Annotated in this window: 22 protein-coding genes and 1 other RNA gene; all 23 read left to right on the top strand. The window is 39.4% G+C overall.

Annotated features, from left to right (window positions below):
* Positions 1–13: 13 nt before the first annotated feature.
* The 23 genes from IGJ14_RS08920 to ssrA all read left to right on the top strand — a co-directional run bounded on the left by IGJ14_RS08920 (position 14) and on the right by ssrA (position 19818).
* Positions 14–553 carry a hypothetical protein gene (locus IGJ14_RS08920; RefSeq protein ID WP_065096004.1) on the top strand — a complete coding sequence of 180 codons (540 nt, stop codon included), beginning with the start codon at positions 14–16 and terminating at the stop codon, positions 551–553.
* Positions 554–612: 59 nt separating this feature from the next.
* Positions 613–1269 carry a hypothetical protein gene (locus IGJ14_RS08915; RefSeq protein ID WP_430607562.1) on the top strand — a complete coding sequence of 219 codons (657 nt, stop codon included), beginning with the start codon at positions 613–615 and terminating at the stop codon, positions 1267–1269.
* A 21-nt stretch (positions 1270–1290) separates the two neighbouring features.
* The gene (locus IGJ14_RS08910) at positions 1291–1668 is read left to right on the top strand and encodes a hypothetical protein (RefSeq protein ID WP_410300109.1); all 378 of its coding nucleotides are present in this window, start codon (positions 1291–1293) and stop codon (positions 1666–1668) included.
* Positions 1669–1833: 165 nt separating this feature from the next.
* Complete coding sequence (locus IGJ14_RS08905) at positions 1834–3597, top strand: 1-deoxy-D-xylulose-5-phosphate synthase (RefSeq protein ID WP_430607559.1); 1764 nt, start codon at positions 1834–1836, stop codon at positions 3595–3597.
* 310 nt (positions 3598–3907) lie between these two features.
* The gene (locus IGJ14_RS08900; protein ID WP_023519938.1) at positions 3908–4690 is read left to right on the top strand and encodes an ABC transporter ATP-binding protein; all 783 of its coding nucleotides are present in this window, start codon (positions 3908–3910) and stop codon (positions 4688–4690) included.
* Complete coding sequence (locus IGJ14_RS08895) at positions 4687–6372, top strand: ABC transporter permease subunit (RefSeq protein ID WP_430607556.1); 1686 nt, start codon at positions 4687–4689, stop codon at positions 6370–6372. Before IGJ14_RS08900 ends, IGJ14_RS08895 begins: the two co-directional genes overlap by 4 nt.
* Entirely contained in the window at positions 6299–7297 is a 999-nt protein-coding gene (locus IGJ14_RS08890; protein WP_430607553.1) for an extracellular solute-binding protein, read from the top strand. Before IGJ14_RS08895 ends, IGJ14_RS08890 begins: the two co-directional genes overlap by 74 nt.
* 10 nt (positions 7298–7307) lie before the next feature.
* Positions 7308–8459, top strand: a complete 1152-nt coding sequence (gene phnW / locus IGJ14_RS08885; protein ID WP_410300112.1) for a 2-aminoethylphosphonate--pyruvate transaminase — start codon at positions 7308–7310, stop codon at positions 8457–8459.
* Entirely contained in the window at positions 8452–9246 is a 795-nt protein-coding gene (gene phnX, locus IGJ14_RS08880; protein WP_430607550.1) for a phosphonoacetaldehyde hydrolase, read from the top strand. The genes phnW and phnX overlap by 8 nt, the downstream gene beginning before the upstream one ends.
* A 248-nt stretch (positions 9247–9494) precedes the next feature.
* The gene (locus tag IGJ14_RS08875; protein ID WP_430607548.1) at positions 9495–10262 is read left to right on the top strand and encodes a DeoR/GlpR family DNA-binding transcription regulator; all 768 of its coding nucleotides are present in this window, start codon (positions 9495–9497) and stop codon (positions 10260–10262) included.
* A complete protein-coding gene (locus tag IGJ14_RS08870) occupies positions 10259–11656 on the top strand; it encodes a M24 family metallopeptidase (RefSeq protein WP_430607547.1) in 1398 nt (465 codons plus the stop codon). The genes IGJ14_RS08875 and IGJ14_RS08870 overlap by 4 nt, the downstream gene beginning before the upstream one ends.
* Before the next feature lie 130 nt (positions 11657–11786).
* Positions 11787–12803 (top strand): family 20 glycosylhydrolase, encoded by a 1017-nt coding sequence (locus IGJ14_RS08865; RefSeq protein WP_019723930.1) that lies wholly within the window; start codon positions 11787–11789, stop codon positions 12801–12803.
* Between the two features lie 262 nt (positions 12804–13065).
* The gene (rpmG, locus tag IGJ14_RS08860; RefSeq protein ID WP_010735066.1) at positions 13066–13215 is read left to right on the top strand and encodes a 50S ribosomal protein L33; all 150 of its coding nucleotides are present in this window, start codon (positions 13066–13068) and stop codon (positions 13213–13215) included.
* A 35-nt stretch (positions 13216–13250) separates the two neighbouring features.
* Positions 13251–13367, top strand: coding sequence for a putative metal homeostasis protein (locus tag IGJ14_RS08855; protein ID WP_019723931.1), 117 nt, complete (start codon positions 13251–13253; stop codon positions 13365–13367).
* A gap of 51 nt (positions 13368–13418) precedes the next feature.
* Positions 13419–13970: a GNAT family N-acetyltransferase gene (locus tag IGJ14_RS08850; RefSeq protein ID WP_050816389.1), complete on the top strand. Its 552-nt coding sequence runs from the start codon at positions 13419–13421 to the stop codon at positions 13968–13970.
* A 179-nt stretch (positions 13971–14149) separates the two neighbouring features.
* Positions 14150–15856: an acetolactate synthase AlsS gene (alsS, locus tag IGJ14_RS08845; protein ID WP_019723933.1), complete on the top strand. Its 1707-nt coding sequence runs from the start codon at positions 14150–14152 to the stop codon at positions 15854–15856.
* Positions 15857–15868: 12 nt separating this feature from the next.
* Positions 15869–16576, top strand: coding sequence for an acetolactate decarboxylase (gene budA / locus IGJ14_RS08840; protein WP_207463631.1), 708 nt, complete (start codon positions 15869–15871; stop codon positions 16574–16576).
* Positions 16577–16660: 84 nt separating this feature from the next.
* Positions 16661–17149, top strand: a complete 489-nt coding sequence (locus IGJ14_RS08835; RefSeq protein WP_019724431.1) for a GAF domain-containing protein — start codon at positions 16661–16663, stop codon at positions 17147–17149.
* Between the two features lie 141 nt (positions 17150–17290).
* On the top strand, positions 17291–17554 hold the full coding sequence (locus IGJ14_RS08830; protein ID WP_019724432.1) for a hypothetical protein: 264 nt from the start codon (positions 17291–17293) through the stop codon (positions 17552–17554).
* Between the two features lie 285 nt (positions 17555–17839).
* On the top strand, positions 17840–18244 hold the full coding sequence (locus IGJ14_RS08825; protein ID WP_019724433.1) for a MarR family winged helix-turn-helix transcriptional regulator: 405 nt from the start codon (positions 17840–17842) through the stop codon (positions 18242–18244).
* Between the two features lie 31 nt (positions 18245–18275).
* Positions 18276–18914, top strand: coding sequence for a nitroreductase family protein (locus IGJ14_RS08820; RefSeq protein WP_010735080.1), 639 nt, complete (start codon positions 18276–18278; stop codon positions 18912–18914).
* A gap of 21 nt (positions 18915–18935) precedes the next feature.
* A complete protein-coding gene (locus IGJ14_RS08815) occupies positions 18936–19223 on the top strand; it encodes a putative quinol monooxygenase (protein WP_023519920.1) in 288 nt (95 codons plus the stop codon).
* 227 nt (positions 19224–19450) lie between these two features.
* Positions 19451–19818: a transfer-messenger RNA gene (ssrA, locus tag IGJ14_RS08810) on the top strand.
* Positions 19819–20036: the final 218 nt, after the last annotated feature.

Here is a 20036-nt window from a genome sequence, read left to right as displayed (position 1 = left end):
CAAGAAGGTGAACATGATCACACAGGAAACACAGAAAATAACTGAAAAAAATGAACAACAAAAGAAAAAAAGATTACTGGCGCTTCTTTTATTATTGCTTGCGTTCGTTGCGATTGGTTGGTATTGGTATGTCAATAACCAACCAACGCAGATTTTGTCGGACGATTTTCCGGAAATCAAACATGCGGAAAAAATGACAGGCGACCAATTGAAAAAATATGCCAATCAAGCGGTAGACGATAGTAATGTAACTATCAATGTGTATCCAGAAGTCAGTGTCAATGCGGATGGGAAAACGGGCAATATCTGGATCCAAAACTTGCCGACCAATCGCTATGGGCAACAAGCCATATTGTCTATGAAGGATTCTAAAGAAACATTATATGAAACAGGCTTATTGGAGCCTGGATATGAAGTAACCGAATTGACATTAGCAAAAGAGTTAACGACAGGCACGCATCCAGGAGTAGTGGAATTAGAGTTTTATGATTTAGAAAATAAAAAGCTTATGGGTAAAACGACGGTTGACGTGACCATCAATGTCAATCAATAAAGAGGGAATAAAGCAATCATGCTTTAGGATATAAAGACATAAATAAAGGAGAAAACAAAATGAAAGCAAAAAATATTTTAGCGACAGGTTTGATGTTCGGCACGATTTTAGCAGCAGGGGCAAGTGTTCAAGCTGATATTTTCATCAACGGAGATGATCAAACGATCGATAATTCATTAGGTGGATCGATCGATAAGACTGCAGATGTGGCGATCGATGGAACTTTAGGTTTTGATAACACAGATCCGGAGGCACCAGAACCAGGAAATCCAGATAAATGGTTGAATGTGACGTTACCTTTAAAAGCGGTCTTCTTCACTGAACCAGAAGACTATAAGACAATTCTAGGTGGAGAGCATACGATCACCAATCATTCAGGTCGTCCAGTAAAAATCAGTCTAGGAAATTACGCAGTTTCATCTGGTGATATCTCAGCAATCGATCGGTTAACATTGGTTGGTAGTTTAGGAGACAGCAATCTATTGATTGAAAATGGTTTGGTGAATTCAAACTTATCAGGCGATTTGATGACCTTAGCTTCACCGAATGCACGTCCTGGTGATTTAACAGGAGCAAGCACAGCGACGTTTACTTTTGAAGGTGATGTTGATACTGATGTTCTTGATTTTCCAACGGATAAAGGATCAATCTCAATTGCAAGTAAGTTGACATTGAATATTGAAGCGCTAGATGAAGCTGGAGATCCTTATCCATAGTTCAAATCGTGAGGTGATTGGATGAAACAAAAAAAACAAACAATTCTTTGTTTGTTCATGGCTTTAAGTCTATTGATCGTTGGATTGCCACAAACGCACATAGAAGCTAGTTCTAATACCATTGAAGTCACTGGAAAACTAGAGTTTGATTCAAATGCGACACAAGAAACAAGCCCCACAAAGCCGAACACCGATGATCCGAAAGAATCAGTGACACCAAGCGCACCGCCTAAAAAGAACGTTTTACCACCATTGGGAGAACAAATACAAGTATTGTACGTTTTGACAGGTGTGATTTTGATTTTGATCGTTCTTGTTAGTTATCAAATTATTCGTGACAAGCGACGAAATCCAAAAAAAATGGGTAAAATCATTGTGAACTATTCATCGAAGAAATAAATAAAAAGCCGTAGATTGAAGGATCTACGGCTTTTTTAATGAAAAAATAGCTTTATAACAGCAGGTTCAACATTTTCGCAAATCAGAATTATTTGTTAAAAAAATCACTTGACTTAGAGTTCGGTTCAAGGTGTATGATTAAGCAGAAATAAAGGAGGGAAATTCATGTTATTAAAACAAATAAAAGGTCCTCAAGATCTAAAGCAATTGAAGCAAGAAGAGCTTCAACAAGTGGTAGAGGAAGCACGTGCCGCGTTATTGCAAAAAATCAGCCAATATGGTGGACATAATGGCCCCAATCTAGGCGTTGTTGAAATGACGGTAGCGCTACATTATGTGTTCGATTCACCAAAAGATCAATTTGTTTTTGATGTCTCACACCAAACCTATGTGCATAAAATGTTGACAGGAAGAGCGCAAGCGTTTTTGGACCAAGCGCATTATCAGGCAGTCTCAGGTTACACGAACCCATTAGAGAGTGAACATGATCTCTTTACGATCGGACATACATCGACTTCATTGTCTTTAGCAAATGGTCTAGCTAAGGCGAGAGATTTAAAAAACGAAAAAAATAATGTCGTTGCAGTGATTGGCGATGGGTCGTTGTCGGGAGGTTTAGCCTATGAAGGTTTGAATAATATTTCTGAACTAGGCACCAATACGATCATTATCGTCAATGATAATGACCAGTCGATCGCAGAAAATCATGGAGGACTTTACAAAAATCTCAAAGAGCTAAGGGAAACGAATGGTCAGGCCACGAACAATTTCTTTAAAGCATTAGGACTTGATTATCGCTATCTTGACGCAGGTAATGATTTAGCTGCTTTGATCGAGTTATTCGAAGAAGTAAAAGATCAAAAAGAGCCAGTTGTGTTGCATATCCATACCATCAAAGGAAAAGGCTTCTCCTTTGCAGAAGAAAATCGCGAAAAATTCCATGCGGGTGGACCGTTTAGTCTCGAAACGGGTGAGTATCTGCGATCGAAAGGAGCAGAAACCTATAGCAGCCTAACCACAGACTTCTTATTGCGCAAAATGGCGGAAGATCCAACAGTTGTGGCAGTAAATGCAGGCACACCAATGATTTTATTTTCACCGGAACAACGTCAACAAGTCGGCGCACAATTTGTTGATGTAGGGATTGCCGAAGAACATGCGGCGACGATGACTGCTGGTTTAGCTAAAGGCGGAGTAAAACCTGTATGGGCAGTCCATTCACCATTTTTACAAAGAAGTTATGATCAAATTTCTCATGACTTAGCGTTGAATCGTTTATCAGGTACGATCCTCGTGACACTTGCTTCTGTAAACGGAATGAATGATGAAAGTCATTTAGGGATCTTTGATATTCCATTTTTAAGTCATATCCCAAATCTAGTCTACTTAGCCCCAACTACGAAAGAAGAATACTTAGCGATGCTTGAATGGTCGATCGATCAAACGGATCGATTAGTGGCAATCCGCGTACCAGTCGGCCCAATCACTTCTTCTGGTGAAGTAGATCGAACAGATTACAGTCAGTTATATAAGAACAAAGTCATCCAAAAAGGCGAAAAAGTAGCAATCATGGGTGTAGGTAATTTTTATGGTTTGGCAGAAGAAGTCGCTGTTGAATTGAAGAAACATCTCCAACTAACTGCGACGGTGATCAATCCAGCTTACATTTCAGGTTTAGATACTGAATTACTGGATGAACTCAAAGAAACGCACGATATAGTTGTAACACTTGAAGATGGTATCTTGGAAGGTGGGTACGGTCAAATGGTCGCTGGCTATTTAGGGGATGCAGCGATTCGTGTACAAACTTATGGCTTAGATAAAGCTTTTCATGATCGCTATGAAGCATCAGAACTATTAGCGGAAAATGGGCTGACAGTAGAGAATATCGTGAAAAATATTAAAGAAACGCTTGCCGAGCAACGATAATCAACTCGAAGAAGTGCTTATTTATGGAGAGCGCTTTGGACCGAAGCGAGCTTACACTTGAACCACATTTACATTAAATAGATAAATAAAATGATCTAGTACGTAATCACTGAAACAGTGGTCTGCTTTCAATGCTGAGGACAGCGCATTGAAGCAAGCCACTGTTTTTTTATAGAAATACTTATCTGAAAATGATTAGAAAATTTACACAAAAAATATATATTCCTACAAATAATTTACTTAAAGTTAATCAGAAGTAAAAAGTGATTTTCTACAATTAGCAGTATAGAAAGAACAAAGGAGTGAACGCATGTTAAAGCTAGATGGTATTAGTAAGACGTTTAATCATCATGAAGTGTTAAAAGAAATCAATGTATCGATCGCTAAAGGTGAGATCGTTTCGATACTCGGTGCTTCGGGTTCAGGAAAAACAACTTTATTGAATATTATCCTTGGATTGGAGCAACCAACAAATGGTCAACTACTTTATGATGGCGAAGATATCACAAAACAGGTCATGGAAAAACGACCATTTAATATTGTCTTTCAAGACTATGCTTTATTCCCTAACCTAAGTGCCTATGAAAACTTGGTGTACGGGTTGCGAAAACAAAAAAATATCACTTCCAAAGAAGAATTGCAAGAATTGATCGATCTATTGGATTTGAATGATCATTTGGATAAACGCATCCACCAACTATCTGGCGGGCAAAAACAACGGGTGGCATTAGGTCGGACTCTGGTGATGAAACCCCAAGTATTGTTACTAGATGAGCCCTTAAGTGCATTGGACGGTGTCATCAAAGAATCGATCAAAGAACGTATCCAATTGATTGCTAAAAAACTGAACTTAACGACGATCATCGTCACGCATGATCCAGAAGAGGCATTGACCCTTTCTGATAAAATCATGGTTTTGAAAGATGGTCGAATCGCACAATACAGTACACCAAAAGAAATCGTGACGAATACGATGGAACCCTTTGTACAGGCATTTATTGTCGATCAGCTAAAAATCAAACGACGTAATATTGAACGGATCTTTACTCAAGCAACCGGCGTAGTTCATGAAAAAGTGGTTCGCTTCTCATGAGAAAGATGAAAATAGAAGCATTACTGCCAGCGTTCATCTTGTTTGGTTTTGTCCTCGTATTGTTTTATCCCTTAGCGAATGTTTTGAAAGAAGCGTTGACTGTTGAAGGCGGCTTTTCCTTTGAGTTGTTCAGGGAACTAGCAAGGAACTTCGATTGGCTAAATGCGTTAAGTAATAGTTTGCTCATTGCTGGGCTCACAGCACTTTTTGCCACCTTTCTTGGCTTTTGGTTTGCTTACGGGATGCACTTTACGAATCTACCCAAGGGGTTCAAATGGGTGATTGAGAAATGCTTTATGTTGCCAATGTTATTACCGACCATCACATACGGGTTTGTGTTGATCTATTCTTTTGGCCGTCAAGGATTGTGGACACGTCTATTCGGTCAAGAATTGTTTTCGATCTATGGAAAATCAGGTGTGATCTTAGGATTACTGATCTATACGATCCCAGTGACTTTCTTATTGATGAATGACGCCATGAATTATTTGGATAAACGCTATTTGACGGTATCGAGATTGATGGGAGACGGATTTTTTAGAGGATTGAAAATCACGATCCTGCAACCTTTGGGCAAAACATTTGGTGTTGCTTTCGTCCAAGCCTTTTTCATGAGTTTTACGGATTTTGGTATACCTGTAGCGGTGGGGGGGCGAGAACCGTTTATCACGACTTTATTGTATGAGTACTTTATGGGTTCGATCCCAGACTTTAATCGAGGAGCCGTCATTGCATTGATCATGTTAGTTCCTTCGATCGTTAGCATTCTGTTTTTGCGTAAGATCCAAAAAAATGATCATGCAACCCCCGGGACAAATACGTCAGTAAAAAGCAACCCTGTCAGAGATTTATGCTTTGGCGTAGGACTGACAGTTGGTGGTTCATTTATTTTAGGAGTCTTCCTCGTGATGTTTCTTCTTCCTTTTGTAGAAGGGTGGCCCTTTGATATGACTTTTACTACACGTCATATCGAAGCGTTTCTACAAACGTCTGATTTAAGAAGAACGTTGAATACAGGGATATTCGTTGCCCTATGGACAGCGTTGTTTGGAACAGTTATTGCTTATTTGGCAGCAATTTTTACCGCTAGATCCGCAAAACAAAACGTGATCCTGAAAATGATCGATAGTCTTGCTTCTGTCACGAATTCAATTCCGGGGATGGTTTTAGGGATTGCCTATTTGTTGGTGTTTAGTGGAACAACTCTTCAAAGTACGATCAGTATTTTGGTGATTGCCAACATGGTGCATTATTTTGCAACCCCTTATCAGTTAGCGAAAAGTGCCTTATTAAAAATGAATCCCAACTGGGAAAACACAGCGAAGATGATGGGGGATAGTTGGCTTGATACAGTGGTTCGCATCATTCTTCCAAATTCAAAGCGGACGATCGTAGAAATGGCTTGTTACTATTTTACAAATTCGATGGTTACGATCAGTGCAGTGGTGTTTTTGACAAGTGCCCGAACGATGGTGATCACGACCAAAATCAAAGAATTACAACATTTCGGCAGATTCACTGAGATCTTTATCCTATCCATCTTATTATTGTTGATCAATTTAACCGCAAGAATACTTGCGCAATCTATCATGAGGAGATTTGAAGCAAATGAAAAAATTAGTCAAAAAAGGGTTCATTTATCTGTCGTTCGCCAGCGCTTTAGGAATTTTAGGGGCGTGTAGTACGTCAAACGCAAGTGAGAATGCCAACGGTAACGAAGAGAAAGTCATCATCTACACGAATGCAGATGAAGAGCCGGTTCAAATCATCAAAGATGTTCTTGATTCGAAGGGATTTGAAAACCAATACTTACTACAATCCTTCGGCACTTCGGAATTGAGCGGAAAACTTTGGGCGGAAGGCACAGATATTGAAGCGGATCTAGTGACAATGAGTACGTTCTATTTGGATGGTGTCCAAGAAAATGAACCAATATTCAAAGAATTGGCATTAGAAGTCCAACCAATCGATGATCTGCCAAGTTACCAAGCACCGATGACGACACAAGAAGGAGTCATTTTCTACAATACTCAAGCAATGGAAGAAGCAGACTTGCCTGTACCGACAAGTTTAGCTGATCTAGCTGATCCAATCTATGAAGGGCAACTAGCGATTTCTGATATCAACCATTCCTCAACAGCTTGGTTGTTGTTCCAAGGATTGATTGATCAATATGGGGAGACAAAAGCACAAGCGATTTTAGCCGATATTTATGACAATGCAGGCGACCATATTGAAGCGTCTGGTTCGGGTCCATTAAAAAAAGTCCGCGTCGGTGAAGTGGCGTTGGGTTTTGGATTACGTCATCAAGCAATCAAAGATAAAAAAGAAGGATTGCCGATCGATTTTGTGGAACCAAGTGAAGGAACATATGCTTTAACAGAATCACTCGCAGTGATCGATAAAGGAGAAGCGACGAATCCTTTAGCCGAAGAAATGTTGAATGTGATCCTTAAAGAAGGTCGGGCAGATTTATTACAATTCTACCCAAGTAAACTTTATGAAACAGATGATCTAGCGGGGGTTGAAACTGCCAAAAATCAAAAAGTCTTCCCGGAAGCATTAACCCCAGATCTGCTAAAAAAACATGCCAGTCTAGTTGAATAGGAGAAAGAAAATGAGTGGAAAAACAAAGGTGATCGAACATTATGAAAAAGAAATCAATCACAGTAAAATCAATTATAAATTACTGACACCAGGTCCTCTGACCACGAGTCGTACAGTGAAAGAAGCAATGCTTGTCGATCATTGTACATGGGATGATGATTTTAAAGTCATCACTCAGGCGATTCGACAACGATTGCTTGATCTTGCTGGTGTCTCCAATGAGGCTTATACAGCTGTTTTGATGCAAGGAAGTGGCAGCTTTGCAGTTGAATCAGTGTTAAGTTCAGTTGTTGGCGCGACCGATCGTTTACTGATCTGTACAAATGGTGCTTATGGCGAACGGATGGTGCAAATGGCTCAATACCATGGCATTGATCATGTGATTTATCAAGTGGCTGAAAATGAAACACCACAAGCTGAAAAAATCGAGGAACTATTAGCGTTGCATCCTGGTATTACTGCACTTGCAATGATCCACAGTGAAACGACTTCTGGTATTTTGAATCCTTTAGAAGAGATTTCAGCAGTGACAAAGAAGCACAAATTATGTTTTATCGTCGATGCGATGTCAAGCTTTGGCGGCATCCCGATCCCTGTTGGAGAGTTAGGAATCGATTTTCTAGTTTCAAGTGCAAATAAATGTATCCAAGGAGTACCTGGATTTGGTTTTGTGATTTGTCAAAAAGAGCTACTAAAAAAAAGTGCCGGAAAAGCACGCACGTTGAGTATGGATCTGTATGATCAATTTCGTGTGATGGATGTAGACGGGAAATGGCGTTTCACTTCACCAACCCATACTGTTCTCGCATTTTGGCAAGCGCTAGAAGAGTTGGCGGAAGAAGGTGGTATCGATGCTCGCTATGACAGATATCAGATGAACAATGAGCGTTTGCGTGAACGAATGGCAGAAATTGGGTTTGAAGCCTATGTTAGTGAGAATCAGGGACCTTTCATCACGTCATTCAAATATCCTGAGAATATCCAATTCGAATTCCAAGCATTTTATGACTATTTAAAAGCACATGGCTACGCGATCTATCCTGGGAAAATCAGTGATACTGATTGCTTCCGGATTGGGAATATTGGTGAAATCTATCTGGAAGATATCGAAAAAGTAGCTGGGTTGATCCAGCAATATATGGAGGAGCGAAAAAATGATTAATGTGGTCATCTTAGATTGGGCAGGAACAGCAGTCGATTTTGGTTGTATGGCACCGGTGGCGGCGTTTCGCGAAGCATTCAAACATCAAGGGATCACTGTGACTGAACGAGAAATCAGAGAGCCGATGGGAATGAAAAAAATCGAGCATATCCAAATGATGCTAGAAATGCCTCGTATTGCTGAGAGTTGGTTAGAAACTCACGGACGTCAGCCTGAAACTACTGATATCGAGGCAATCTATGAAACATTTGAAGAAGTATTGTTCCAGCAATTGGCAAATCATGCAGAAGTGAAACCGGGTGTACTTGACACCGTCGCAACTTTACGTAAGCGAGGAACCAAAATCGGCAGTACGACTGGTTATACGAGTGAAATGATGGCAATCGTTGTTGCGAAGGCGAAAGAACAAGGGTATCAGCCAGATCACATCGTCACACCAGATGAAGTAGACGGCAAAGGGCGTACCTCTCCAGAGATGTTATTAACGAACTTGAATTATTTTAAACAGGAAAATAGACAAGAAGTGTTAAAACTAGGAGATACGATCTCTGATATACTCGAAGGGAAGAATGCGGGAGTTCTTTCTGTGGGCGTAATTGAAGGAAGTTCACAAGCTGGTTATTCCTTTGACACGTATCAGCAATTATCGTCTACTGAAAAAGAGAAACTTTTTGAGCGGGTGCGGCAAGAATTTTTAGAAGCTGGCGCAGATTATGTGATCGATCGGTTTTCTGATTTGCCAAGACTCATTGAAACAATTGAAGAGAAGCAAGCTGTTATGAATTGAATCAATCAACCATCAAGAGGTCGAGACCGAAATGTTTAGCCTTGAAAAATAAGGCGCTAGCCGCGAAAATTGTTCTTCCAATTTTTGTGGCTGGCGCCTTATTTTTTTCGAAGAGGTTACTTCTGTTCCTGCCATCTATTCGGTTTTAGGTGGTAAAGAATTAGTGGCCCACTTATTTTACGAAAAAAACAGCAGAATATTGCAAAACAATGCAAAATAGCGTATCTTAGATGAAAGGAGTGAGCGTCATGTTGAAGGAAGAACGCATCCAACGTATTAAAACAATGATTGATCAAGAAAAAAGTGCTTCGATCGAAGATTTAGCAGATCGCTTAGATGTGTCTAAAGATACGATTCGCCGCGACTTGATCCAGTTAGCAAAACAGCGCCAAATCAAACGGACCCATGGCGGTGCTTTAGCGATTCAAAAAGAAGCAACGATCTTTGATTATGAGCAACGGTCAACGATCCTAAATGATGTGAAAAAACAAATGGCTGAGCAGGCGCTTGAAATAATGGCAGATCCTTCTTCGATCATCTTTGATTCTTCGACCACAGTGGAAGCGGTGATTAGAGAACTATCGGACAAAACAATCCATGCGGTCACCAATTCTTTATCTCACGCTTTATTACTAGCTAATCATCCGAAAACAGTTATTTCCTTATTACCCGGTAGATTACACAAAGAACAGTTGTTTCTATTTGGAACGGAAACAGTGGAACAGTTGAAAAATTATCAAGCAGACTACACACTACTTGGCGTATTTGCGTTGACAAGCGAAGGACTGTTCATCCATACAGAGGAAGAAGGCTTAGTGAAACGTCAGATGATCCAACAAGGTCGTAGGGTGATCGCGCTAGCGGATCATACAAAACTAGATAAAACTGGTTTTTATAAAGTCTGCGACTTATCAGCGATTGATTATTTGATCACGGATCAAAAGCCTCCTAAAGCATTAGCCAAAGCACTGACTCAGAACCATGTAGAACTCATAGAAGCGAGGAAGAATGAATGAAAAAAGAAAACATCCAGTTAACAACTATACCAAAACCAGCGATTTTTCCAGATGTTCCCCCTGTCTTCTTGACGGAGGACACGATCACCGAACGGATCAGCAAAACGCTCGAACGCATGAAAGACGAAACGATAGATCTGTTGGTGATATATGCAGATAAAGAGCATGGTGGTAATTTTGAATATTTTACAGGCTTTATTCCGCGGTTTGAAGAAGGGTTACTAGTGTTAGATCAATCGGGCAAATTCACGATGATTCTTGGGAATGAGAATCTAAAAATGAATGCCCATGCGCGGATCACTGCGGATTTGATCCATTATCCAGCATTTTCTTTACCGAATCAACCAATGGACCATGAACAAAACCTGTCAGCTATTTTTGCATCACTAAAGGTGGCAGATAGAAAGAAAATCGGGTTAGTCGGCTGGAAGTTGTTTACGTCTATGACACAAAACAATAGCCAATTGTTCGATGTACCATTTTTTATCGTAGCTGCGCTAAAACAAGCAATCACTGCGGAAACTGCTATCGTCAATGGCACTCATCTATTGATTGGTGAGGAAGGGGCGCGTGTCACGAACAATGCAAATGAAATTGCACACTACGAATATGGGGCAAATCTTGCTTCGTCTTGCATGCTACGTGCATTAGATGCCATTGAGCTTGGTGTGAAAGAATCCGAGATCGGAGAGTTGTTGCACGGACAAGGACAAGCGAATACAGTGATCACGATTGCTGCAACTGGACGCCGTTTTGAATTTGCGAATCTTTATCCAACAGCAAAAACGATCCAATTCGGTGATCCGCTGTCATTGACGACAGGCTTCAAAGGTGGCTTATCCAGTCGTACAGGATTTGTGATCGAAGAAGAAGCTCAACTGCCAGTAGAACAAGCTGATTATCTGGATCGAGTAGCAAAACCTTATTATGCAGCTATCGTCAGCTGGCTAGAAGCTATCCATATCGGAATGAAAGGGGCTGATCTCTATCAGTTGATTGAAACAGTCTTGCCACAAGCGACCTATCACTGGCATTTGAATCCAGGACACTTGACGGCGGATGAAGAATGGTTAGCCTCGCCCATTTATTCTGGTTCGCAAGAAATCATCAAGAGTGGTATGATCTTCCAGTTAGATATTATTCCTTCTGTATCAGGATATACTGGAGTAAGTGCAGAAGAATGTGTGGCACTTGCAGATGAAGGATTGAGAAATGAACTGAAGGAGCAATATCCAGACATGTGGGAGCGGATCGTTAGACGTAAGCAATATTTAGCGGACGTCTTGAAGATTCATTTAAGTGAAGAATTGCTGCCTTTATCAAACACTGTCGGTTATCTCCGTCCGTTCTTTTTAGCCAAAGAAAAGGCATTTTGTGTAGATTCAGTTGAATAAGCAACCTCCCTTCTTAACGATCGAGTAATCTGGTTGAGAGGGGATTTTTTTATTTAAGTGCAAAAGAGTATTCTCGTTGGGCCTCCTTTATTGTATAATATGTAAACGATTTCTTTTTGTGGAGGTAAAGATGAAAAAGGTTTTATTGATTGATAATGGACGTAAATATTTTTCGAAAGAACAATTGATCCAGATCATAAAAAAAGCAAGACAATGTCGATACACGGCGATTTCTTTTGCGCTGGGAAATAACGGATTACGCTTTTTACTGGATGACATGACGCTGACTGTCAAAGGAAAAACTTATTCCAGTCAATCAGTCAAAGAAGCATTGATTGCAGGAACAAAACAGTACTATGATGATCCTAATGGTACTTATTTGACGGAAACAGAAATGACAGAGTTAGCTAGTGTGGCTAAGGCAGAAAACATGGAAGTGATCCCGCTTATAAATACCCCTGGCCATATGGACGCGATTCTAACAGGAATGCAACAATTAGGCATCGAACATCCTTGTTATCAAACGTCGATTCGAACACTTGATTTGGATAATCAAGAAGCGGTCGCTTTCACGAAAGCACTACTTGAAAAATATGTGAGCTACTTCTCAACGATCACTAATTCTTTCAATATAGGTTGCGATGAATTTGCCAATGATTTAACTGATGGCGGGTGGCGAGGACTCCAGCAGTCTGGGAAGTATCGCGATTTTGTCACTTATACCAATCAATTGGCTGAACTGGTCAAAACCTATGGGATGATTCCGATCGTATTTAACGACGGCATCTACTACGAGGAAAAAGAACAATTTGGTCGATTCAATCAAGACTTAGTGATTGCCTATTGGACAGCAGGGTGGGACAACTATCACGTCAGTTCTGCCGAATTTTTACTTGATCAAGGGCATCAACTGGTGAATACGAACGATCACTGGTATTGGGTCATCGGTCGAAAAACAAGCGAACAAGGACATTACTCCTTTGATACAGCAAAAAACGCACTAGCGACAATTTCGACATCCACTGTAGTCAGCAATACCGAATTACCAGTGATGGGTAGTATGGTCGGTGTTTGGGCAGATGAGCCACAAGCAGAGTTTGTACTAGCCGATCTGTTTGAACTACTAGTAACAACTGTAAAACAATAGTCAAAACAAAAAAACTGTCATTCGATGGCGCACGTAGTTGCCCGTTGAAAATCAGTTTTTTTGTTATTTTTAATTGTTTAAAATGAGTGGCCATTCATTTGAAGGTATTTTCATTCGTTTTTTTATTGACAGTAATTCGCTACTAGCGTATATTATATTTTATAAATCGTAATCATTACTATTTGAAACTTGAGTGGTTTGATCGAAGCTGAAAATAGGGCAAAGATTGAATGACTAAAAAAGAGTGAGAGAAGGAGAAAACATGCGCCAAAACATTACATTAGAATGCAAAGAAACGGGTGAGCGAATCTATCTGACGAGTAAAAATAAAAGAAATACACCGGAACGATTAACGTTAAAGAAATATTCGCCAAAGTTAAGAAAGAAAATGCTATTTACAGAAGTAAAATAAGGTGAAATGAATGTTCTAGAAAATGGGGGGATAAAATGGAGAAACAAGACCTTTCAAGCGCATATAGACGATTGAAAAGCCCGAATATCAAAACACGAAAACGTGCGCTCAAACTCATCCAACAATCAAAAAGATTGAAGAATAAACACTAATAGTAGTAATATCATTGGTTTCAATACAACTCTTTTTTTTGCTGTATAACGATGATAAAAAACGTGTTATACTATTCAAAAATAAAGGGGGCGAAACCAATCGATATCAAGTATACCTATGCAACGATCAAGGATCTACCGCGAATTGTGGACATTTATAATCAGTCTATCGCATCGAAGCAAGCAACAGCGGACCTAGAACCGATAACGGTTGACTCGAGGGTCCCTTGGTTTGAGGCGCATCATGCTGATTCTAGACCGCTTTGGGTAATGCGTCATGGCGATCATATCGTCGGTTGGATCAGCCTTAGTGATTTTTATGGTCGGCCTGCGTATCAACAGACAGCGGAAATCAGTATTTATCTAGACCCAGTGACACGTGGTCATCATTTAGGTAAGGCCGCGCTTGCCTTTGTGGAAACTCAACTACATCGTTTAAAAATCCAGACAGTGCTTGCATTTGTTTTTGATGTGAATCAGGCAAGTAAAAAGTTATTTCTCAAAAATGGATATGCCGTTTGGGGACATTTGCCAAAAGTTGCCAATATGGGCAATCAAGAAAATGACCTGATCATTCTAGGAAAAAAATATCAAAAGCAATAAAAAAGATGTACTTTTTGTCCATGTGACAAAAATGTATGTCTTTTTTTTTGCTTCTTACTACACAAATGACTCATTAAGTGCTAGACTAATAGATGAAACAGGTGTGAATATCTGTATTAATATTATTTCTATTTATAATGTAATGATCATGTAAATAGCGTTGAAAAGGAAGATGTCTCATGTTGCTTAAGGAAAAACAAGGTGTAGAAACTGTATCAGAAGAAGTAATTAAAGAAAAACAAGGTTCAACAACTGTAGTAGAAAGTTTAATCAATCATCAAGTTGATTACGTATTCGGTATTCCAGGAGCGAAAATCGATGGAGTATTCAATGAATTAGAAGATCATGGTCCAGAGTTGATCGTGACGCGTCATGAGCAAAACGCTGCCTTTATGGCGCAAGCAATTGGTCGTATTACTGGAGAACCAGGTGTGGTGATTGCGACAAGTGGGCCTGGTGCGAGTAATCTAGCAACCGGACTAGTCACAGCGACAGCAGAAGGTGATCCTGTGTTGGCAATCGCAGGGCAAGTAAAACGAAGTGATTTATTAAAATTAACACATCAAAGCATGAACAATGCTGCATTGTTTGAACCAATCACAAAATATAGTGCAGAGATCCAAGATCCTGAAACAATTTCAGAAATTATCGCTAATGCCTATCGAATGGCAAAGAGTTCGAAAAAAGGCGCTAGTTTTATCAGTATCCCTCAAGATGTGGTGGATGCACCAGTCAAATGTGATGTCATCAAACCATTACAAGATCCTAAATTAGGCTCAGCATCTTCAGGAGATATCGACTATCTGGTTGAACGGATTCGTGAAGCGAAGTTACCTGTATTGTTAGTTGGAATGCGTGGGTCAAGTAAAGATGAAACAGCAGCCATTCGTCAGCTTGTTGAAAAAACAGGATTGCCTGTGGTAGAAACTTTCCAAGCAGCCGGAGTCATTTCTCGTCAATTAGAAGACCACTTTTTTGGTCGAGTAGGTCTATTCCGCAATCAACCAGGAGATATGCTGTTAAAACGGAGTGATTTAGTGATTGCGATTGGTTATGATCCAATCGAATATGAAGCGAGAAACTGGAATGCTGAAAAAGATGCTAGAATCATCGTCATTGATGAAACACCAGCTGAAATCGACAGTTACATGCAACCAGAACGTGAACTAATCGGGGACATTTCTGCAACATTAGATTTACTGACAGAGTCATTAGAAGAAACACAAGTATCAGCAGATGCGCAAGAATATTTAAATACGTTGCAAGAAAAGTTGAAGGCACGAGATATTTGTGAAACCAGTAGTGAAGACGGGATCTTACATCCGTTAGAAGTGATCAATACACTGCAATCGAAAGTAACGGACGACATGACTGTGACGGTTGATGTCGGTAGTCATTATATTTGGATGGCCCGCCACTTTAGAAGTTATGAAGCGCGTCATTTGCTATTCAGTAATGGCATGCAAACATTAGGAGTCGCACTTCCTTGGGCGATCTCTGCTGCACTGGTTCGTCCAAATACGCAAGTAATCTCTGTATCAGGAGACGGTGGCTTCTTATTTTCTGCCCAAGACTTAGAAACAGCTGTGCGTAAAAAATTGAAGATCATTCATTTGATTTGGAATGATGGTCGTTATAATATGGTCGAGTTTCAAGAAATCATGAAATATGATCGAGCATCAGGGGTTGATTTTGGTCCAGTTGATTTTGTTCAATATGCCGAAGCTTTTGGGGCTAAAGGTCTGCGAGTAAGCAATGCAGAAGAATTGGCATCTGCCTTAGAAGAAGGATTTGCTACAGAAGGACCAGTCATCATCGATATCCCGATTGACTATCGAGATAATGAAAAATTAGGTGAAACGATCTTACCAGACCAATTTTACTAAGGGGATGTTCAGATGACAGAGAAAGTATTATATCAACATGGTACATTAGGTGCGCTAATGGCGGGACTGATGGACGGTACAACTTCCATCGCGGAAGTCTTGAAGTACGGTACACTAGGTCTTGGAACACTACATGGGTTAGACGGCGAAGTGATATTTTTAGACGGTGAAGCCTATCAAGGTAGATCAGATGGCGCATTGATCCATTTGTCCGGAGAAGAGTCCACTCCTTATGCGGCAATCACTGCATTTTCAGCGGATCGTTCATTTGCAGTCAAACATCTATCTAGCGAAGCATTAAAAGAACAAATCCTGAAGGACGAAGCAGGAAAAAATCTCTTTTTAGCAGTCAAGATCAGCGGTTTATTTAAAGATATGCATATCCGGATCATGCCAAAACAAGAAAAACCATATCGACGCTTAGCGAAGATCTCAGAATCCCAGCCAGAGTTTCATCGATCAGATATTCAAGGGACAATTGTTGGGTTTTATACACCGGAATTATTTCAAGGGGTGGCTGCTGCAGGCTTCCATTTACATTTTATTGACGAAGAGAAAACATTTGGAGGGCATATCCTCGATTTTACTGTGTCGCAAGGAACAGTAGAAATCAGTCAAATGGAATCTTTGGTGCAACATTTTCCCACGAATGATCCGACTTTTATCCAAAATGAAATCGACTATGCAGATCTAGCTGCTGAAATCGAGCAAGCAGAATGATCTAGTCATTGAGAATCAAAAACAAATCATAGCGTTGCTCCTTGAATTAGGCTATAATTTTGGGCATAGAAGGAGTGATTTTGGATGTTATGGACAGAAAAAGAAAAAAGAGATGCTTATGAAATTTTGCTACTCCAACAAAAAGGACTTTTAGAAGCAGAAGACAACTGGTTGGCCAATTTAGCTAATTCCTCTGCATTATTGAATGAAACATTACCTCAAACAGTCTTTGCCGGCTATTATTTATATGACGGACAAGAATTGATTTTAGGCCCTTTCCAAGGTAGAGTGTCATGTACCCGTATCAAAATGGGAAAAGGTGTTTGTGGAGAAGCAGCAGAAAAACAAAAAACATTGATCGTTGCGAATGTGAAAACCCATGAAAATTATATTTCATGTGATTCAGCCGCACAATCTGAAATCGTAGTACCTATGATCAAAGAAGGTCAATTGATCGGAGTACTTGATATCGATTGTGGTGTGACCGATGGCTACGATGCTTTAGATCAAGAATTTTTGGAACAATATGTTGAGTTATTGTTAGGTGATTTTCCTGTAAATGTTATGAAATAAAGTGAAAAAGAGTTGAAAAAAGGTGTTTGATCACTTTTTTTCAACTTTTTTTTAGTTTATTGAATATTTTTGTTTTCATAATCTAATTTTAATGTTATTATCATTTTATAAAATATTAAAGAACCAAGAGGAGAATGAGTTATGACAAGCGAAACAATCGTTTTAGGACAAAAATATGTATGTCATCCAATCGGCATCAAAAATAAAGTAGTTGGAGAAGTAATCGGAAAATTAGAAAACTGTGTGATTATGAGTGTAGAGGAATATGATCGTACAGATCACTTAGATATTCTAGAGAAATGTGGGAAAGTTGTCGCAAAATATACAGATATCTTTGAGTTGAGTCCCGTTGAACAGGTCTTTCAGTCACCAACCAAGCTGTACACACATGCAATGGTATCTTAAAGTGATGAATACGCCTATCGCCTAGCAGGAAGTCTGATTTGAATAAGCTATTGTTAATTATCAGACTTCCTTTAATTTGCATACATAATAGAAGCAATTGAACATTCATACATAATTGTTAAGAAATAGAATACTCGAATACAGACAGTTGAAGAAGAAGCAAGTTAAAAGGGAAAATAACTTTTAACTTGCTTCTTTTTCTTTTTACTTTACAAAAGGAAGTAAATGATTTATATTATTGACAAGTCAATAATTGATTAGTCAACGATAGTAGGAGGCAACATTATGGAGCTGAGAAAGTTAAGTCAATTGCTTTATCAGATAAAAATCATCAGTCAAGAAGGAACAGCTTTATTTGAAAAAGAAACTGGATTTAGTTTAACGAGGTACGAGATCTTGATGTTCTTACAAGAAAACGGGGAATGTTTGCAAAATAAGTTACAGAGCGATTTAAAAATCGATTTGGCAGCTATTTCACGTCATCTAAAGATATTAGAACAAAAAGGATATGTGATCAGAAAAAGAAATGAGAACAATAATCGTGAAGTATTCGTTTCTTTGTCCGATAAAGCAGTGAATGAATTGACCGAGTGTGAAAAAAATCATCAAGAATCAGATGACTCCCTGTGTGTTTCGCTATCAGATGAAGAAATCGATCAACTGACTAAATTACTAGATAAATTATACTAAAAATCAAAACGAAGAAAGAAGCGGTTAAGTAATGAATAAAACTCTAGCAAACAATGATTTTTCTGATATTGTCTTTGGCAGAAAATCAATCCGTGTGTACGACGAAAATGTGAAAATCCCTCATGAAGAAATGTTGGAAATGATCCAAGAAGCAACAACAGCACCATCTTCTGTGAATCTACAACCTTGGCGCTTTGTAGTAGTTGAAAGCGAAGAAGCAAAAGCGAAATTGAAACCATTGATCCGTTTCAACACAAAACAAAATGATACGTCATCTGCCATGGTCTTGATTTTTGGTGATATGAATTGCTATGAATACGGAGAAGAAATCTATGATCAAGCTGTAGAAGAAGGCAAAATGCCAGCAGAAGTTCGTGACGAACAACTAGCAGCGATCATTCCTTATTACAAAAATTTCACACGTGAACAAATGAATGACGTAGTGAAGATTGATTCAAGCTTAGCAGCTATGCAATTTATGTTAACTGCACGTAGCCATGGATATGATACAAATCCAATCGGCGGATTTGAAGCAGACCAATTAGCAGAAGCTTTCGATTTGGACAAAGAACGTTATGTCCCTGTAATGATCTTGTCAGTTGGTAAAGCAGTCGATCAAGGCTACGAATCTGTTCGTTTAGCTTCAGAAAAAATCACTTCTTTCAAATAGAAAGAAAAAGGAGACGGACGAATGATCATCATCAATGCAAAATTTACCATCAAAGAAGCAAAACGCGCTGAATTTTTAGAAGAAGCGACACAATTGATCGAAGCGACTAGAAAAGAAGATGGCTGCTTGAGTTATCAATTGTATGAGTCAACGGAACAAGTAAATGTCTTTGTGATGGTTGAAAACTGGCGTGACGAACAAGCAATCGAAGGGCATAACCAAAGTCCATTGTTGCAACAATTGTTCAAAAATATGCCTGAATATGCAGAAAAAGAAACAGAATTGAATGTCGCGAAAACACTTGCTTAAAAGGATTCGCTGACACGTTCTTTTGCGATCGAAGCAGCTAAAGTAGAAAGAACGTTCACTTTAAGAGGGAGCAAGAAAGGTCTGGTGTCTATTCATCCCTAAGACCTTTCTTGCTTCGCTCAAGAAGTGAAGCATCTACTCGAAAAGCAAACATCCATATTGAAAAAAAACTACATATATGGTATATTATGTAAGTATCTTGAAAATACCGTAACCCATTTTATTAAGGGGACGTTACGGATTCGACAGGCACAGTTCGAGCTTGAATTGCGTTTCGTAGGTTACGTCTACGCTAAAACGTTACAGTTAAATATAACTGCTAAAAACGAAAACAACTCTTACGCTTTAGCTGCCTAAAAACAGTTAGCGTAGATCCTCTCGGCATCGCCCATGTGCTCGAGTAAGGGTCCTAACTTTAGTGGGATACGTTTCAACTTTCCGTCTGTAAGTTGAAAAAGAGAACATCAGACTAGCGATACAGAATGCCTGTCACTCGGCAAGCTGTAAAGCGAACCTCTAAATGAGTTGACTATGAACGTAGATTTTTAAGTGGCGATGTGTTTGGACGCGGGTTCGACTCCCGCCGTCTCCATTCGGAGAAATCATATAAGTAGCAAAAACACTGTTGTACCAACGATTGTACAGTGTTTTTGCTACATTTTTTTATTTTTGACTACGTTCAGTTCCTAGCTAGATAGTTGGCGAAATTAACGGCCGTCTCATCACGCTTCTCAGGAGAAACGTGAGTATAGATGTTCATAGTCGTTTGGATGTCCGAGTGACCTAAGCTAGATTGGACATTCTTATATGTTT

This window comes from Enterococcus sp. DIV1304_2, from assembly GCF_050555445.1.
Classification (GTDB): Bacteria; Bacillota; Bacilli; order Lactobacillales; family Enterococcaceae; genus Enterococcus_B; species Enterococcus_B pernyi.
This window is presented reverse-complemented; position numbering and strand designations above follow the sequence as displayed.

Bases quoted from the DNA above. Each gene is read 5' to 3' on its own strand.
- IGJ14_RS08920 (WP_065096004.1), top strand. From the start codon at position 14: ATGATCACACAGGAAACACAGAAAATAACTGAAAAAAATGAACAACAA.
- IGJ14_RS08915 (WP_430607562.1), top strand. From the start codon at position 613: ATGAAAGCAAAAAATATTTTAGCGACAGGTTTGATGTTCGGCACGATT.
- IGJ14_RS08910 (WP_410300109.1), top strand. From the start codon at position 1,291: ATGAAACAAAAAAAACAAACAATTCTTTGTTTGTTCATGGCTTTAAGT.
- IGJ14_RS08905 (WP_430607559.1), top strand. From the start codon at position 1,834: ATGTTATTAAAACAAATAAAAGGTCCTCAAGATCTAAAGCAATTGAAG.
- IGJ14_RS08900 (WP_023519938.1), top strand. From the start codon at position 3,908: ATGTTAAAGCTAGATGGTATTAGTAAGACGTTTAATCATCATGAAGTG.
- IGJ14_RS08895 (WP_430607556.1), top strand. From the start codon at position 4,687: ATGAGAAAGATGAAAATAGAAGCATTACTGCCAGCGTTCATCTTGTTT.
- IGJ14_RS08890 (WP_430607553.1), top strand. From the start codon at position 6,299: ATGAAAAAATTAGTCAAAAAAGGGTTCATTTATCTGTCGTTCGCCAGC.
- phnW (WP_410300112.1), top strand. From the start codon at position 7,308: ATGAGTGGAAAAACAAAGGTGATCGAACATTATGAAAAAGAAATCAAT.
- phnX (WP_430607550.1), top strand. From the start codon at position 8,452: ATGATTAATGTGGTCATCTTAGATTGGGCAGGAACAGCAGTCGATTTT.
- IGJ14_RS08875 (WP_430607548.1), top strand. From the start codon at position 9,495: ATGTTGAAGGAAGAACGCATCCAACGTATTAAAACAATGATTGATCAA.
- IGJ14_RS08870 (WP_430607547.1), top strand. From the start codon at position 10,259: ATGAAAAAAGAAAACATCCAGTTAACAACTATACCAAAACCAGCGATT.
- IGJ14_RS08865 (WP_019723930.1), top strand. From the start codon at position 11,787: ATGAAAAAGGTTTTATTGATTGATAATGGACGTAAATATTTTTCGAAA.
- rpmG (WP_010735066.1), top strand. From the start codon at position 13,066: ATGCGCCAAAACATTACATTAGAATGCAAAGAAACGGGTGAGCGAATC.
- IGJ14_RS08855 (WP_019723931.1), top strand. From the start codon at position 13,251: ATGGAGAAACAAGACCTTTCAAGCGCATATAGACGATTGAAAAGCCCG.
- IGJ14_RS08850 (WP_050816389.1), top strand. From the start codon at position 13,419: ATGATAAAAAACGTGTTATACTATTCAAAAATAAAGGGGGCGAAACCA.
- alsS (WP_019723933.1), top strand. From the start codon at position 14,150: ATGTTGCTTAAGGAAAAACAAGGTGTAGAAACTGTATCAGAAGAAGTA.
- budA (WP_207463631.1), top strand. From the start codon at position 15,869: ATGACAGAGAAAGTATTATATCAACATGGTACATTAGGTGCGCTAATG.
- IGJ14_RS08835 (WP_019724431.1), top strand. From the start codon at position 16,661: ATGTTATGGACAGAAAAAGAAAAAAGAGATGCTTATGAAATTTTGCTA.
- IGJ14_RS08830 (WP_019724432.1), top strand. From the start codon at position 17,291: ATGACAAGCGAAACAATCGTTTTAGGACAAAAATATGTATGTCATCCA.
- IGJ14_RS08825 (WP_019724433.1), top strand. From the start codon at position 17,840: ATGGAGCTGAGAAAGTTAAGTCAATTGCTTTATCAGATAAAAATCATC.
- IGJ14_RS08820 (WP_010735080.1), top strand. From the start codon at position 18,276: ATGAATAAAACTCTAGCAAACAATGATTTTTCTGATATTGTCTTTGGC.
- IGJ14_RS08815 (WP_023519920.1), top strand. From the start codon at position 18,936: ATGATCATCATCAATGCAAAATTTACCATCAAAGAAGCAAAACGCGCT.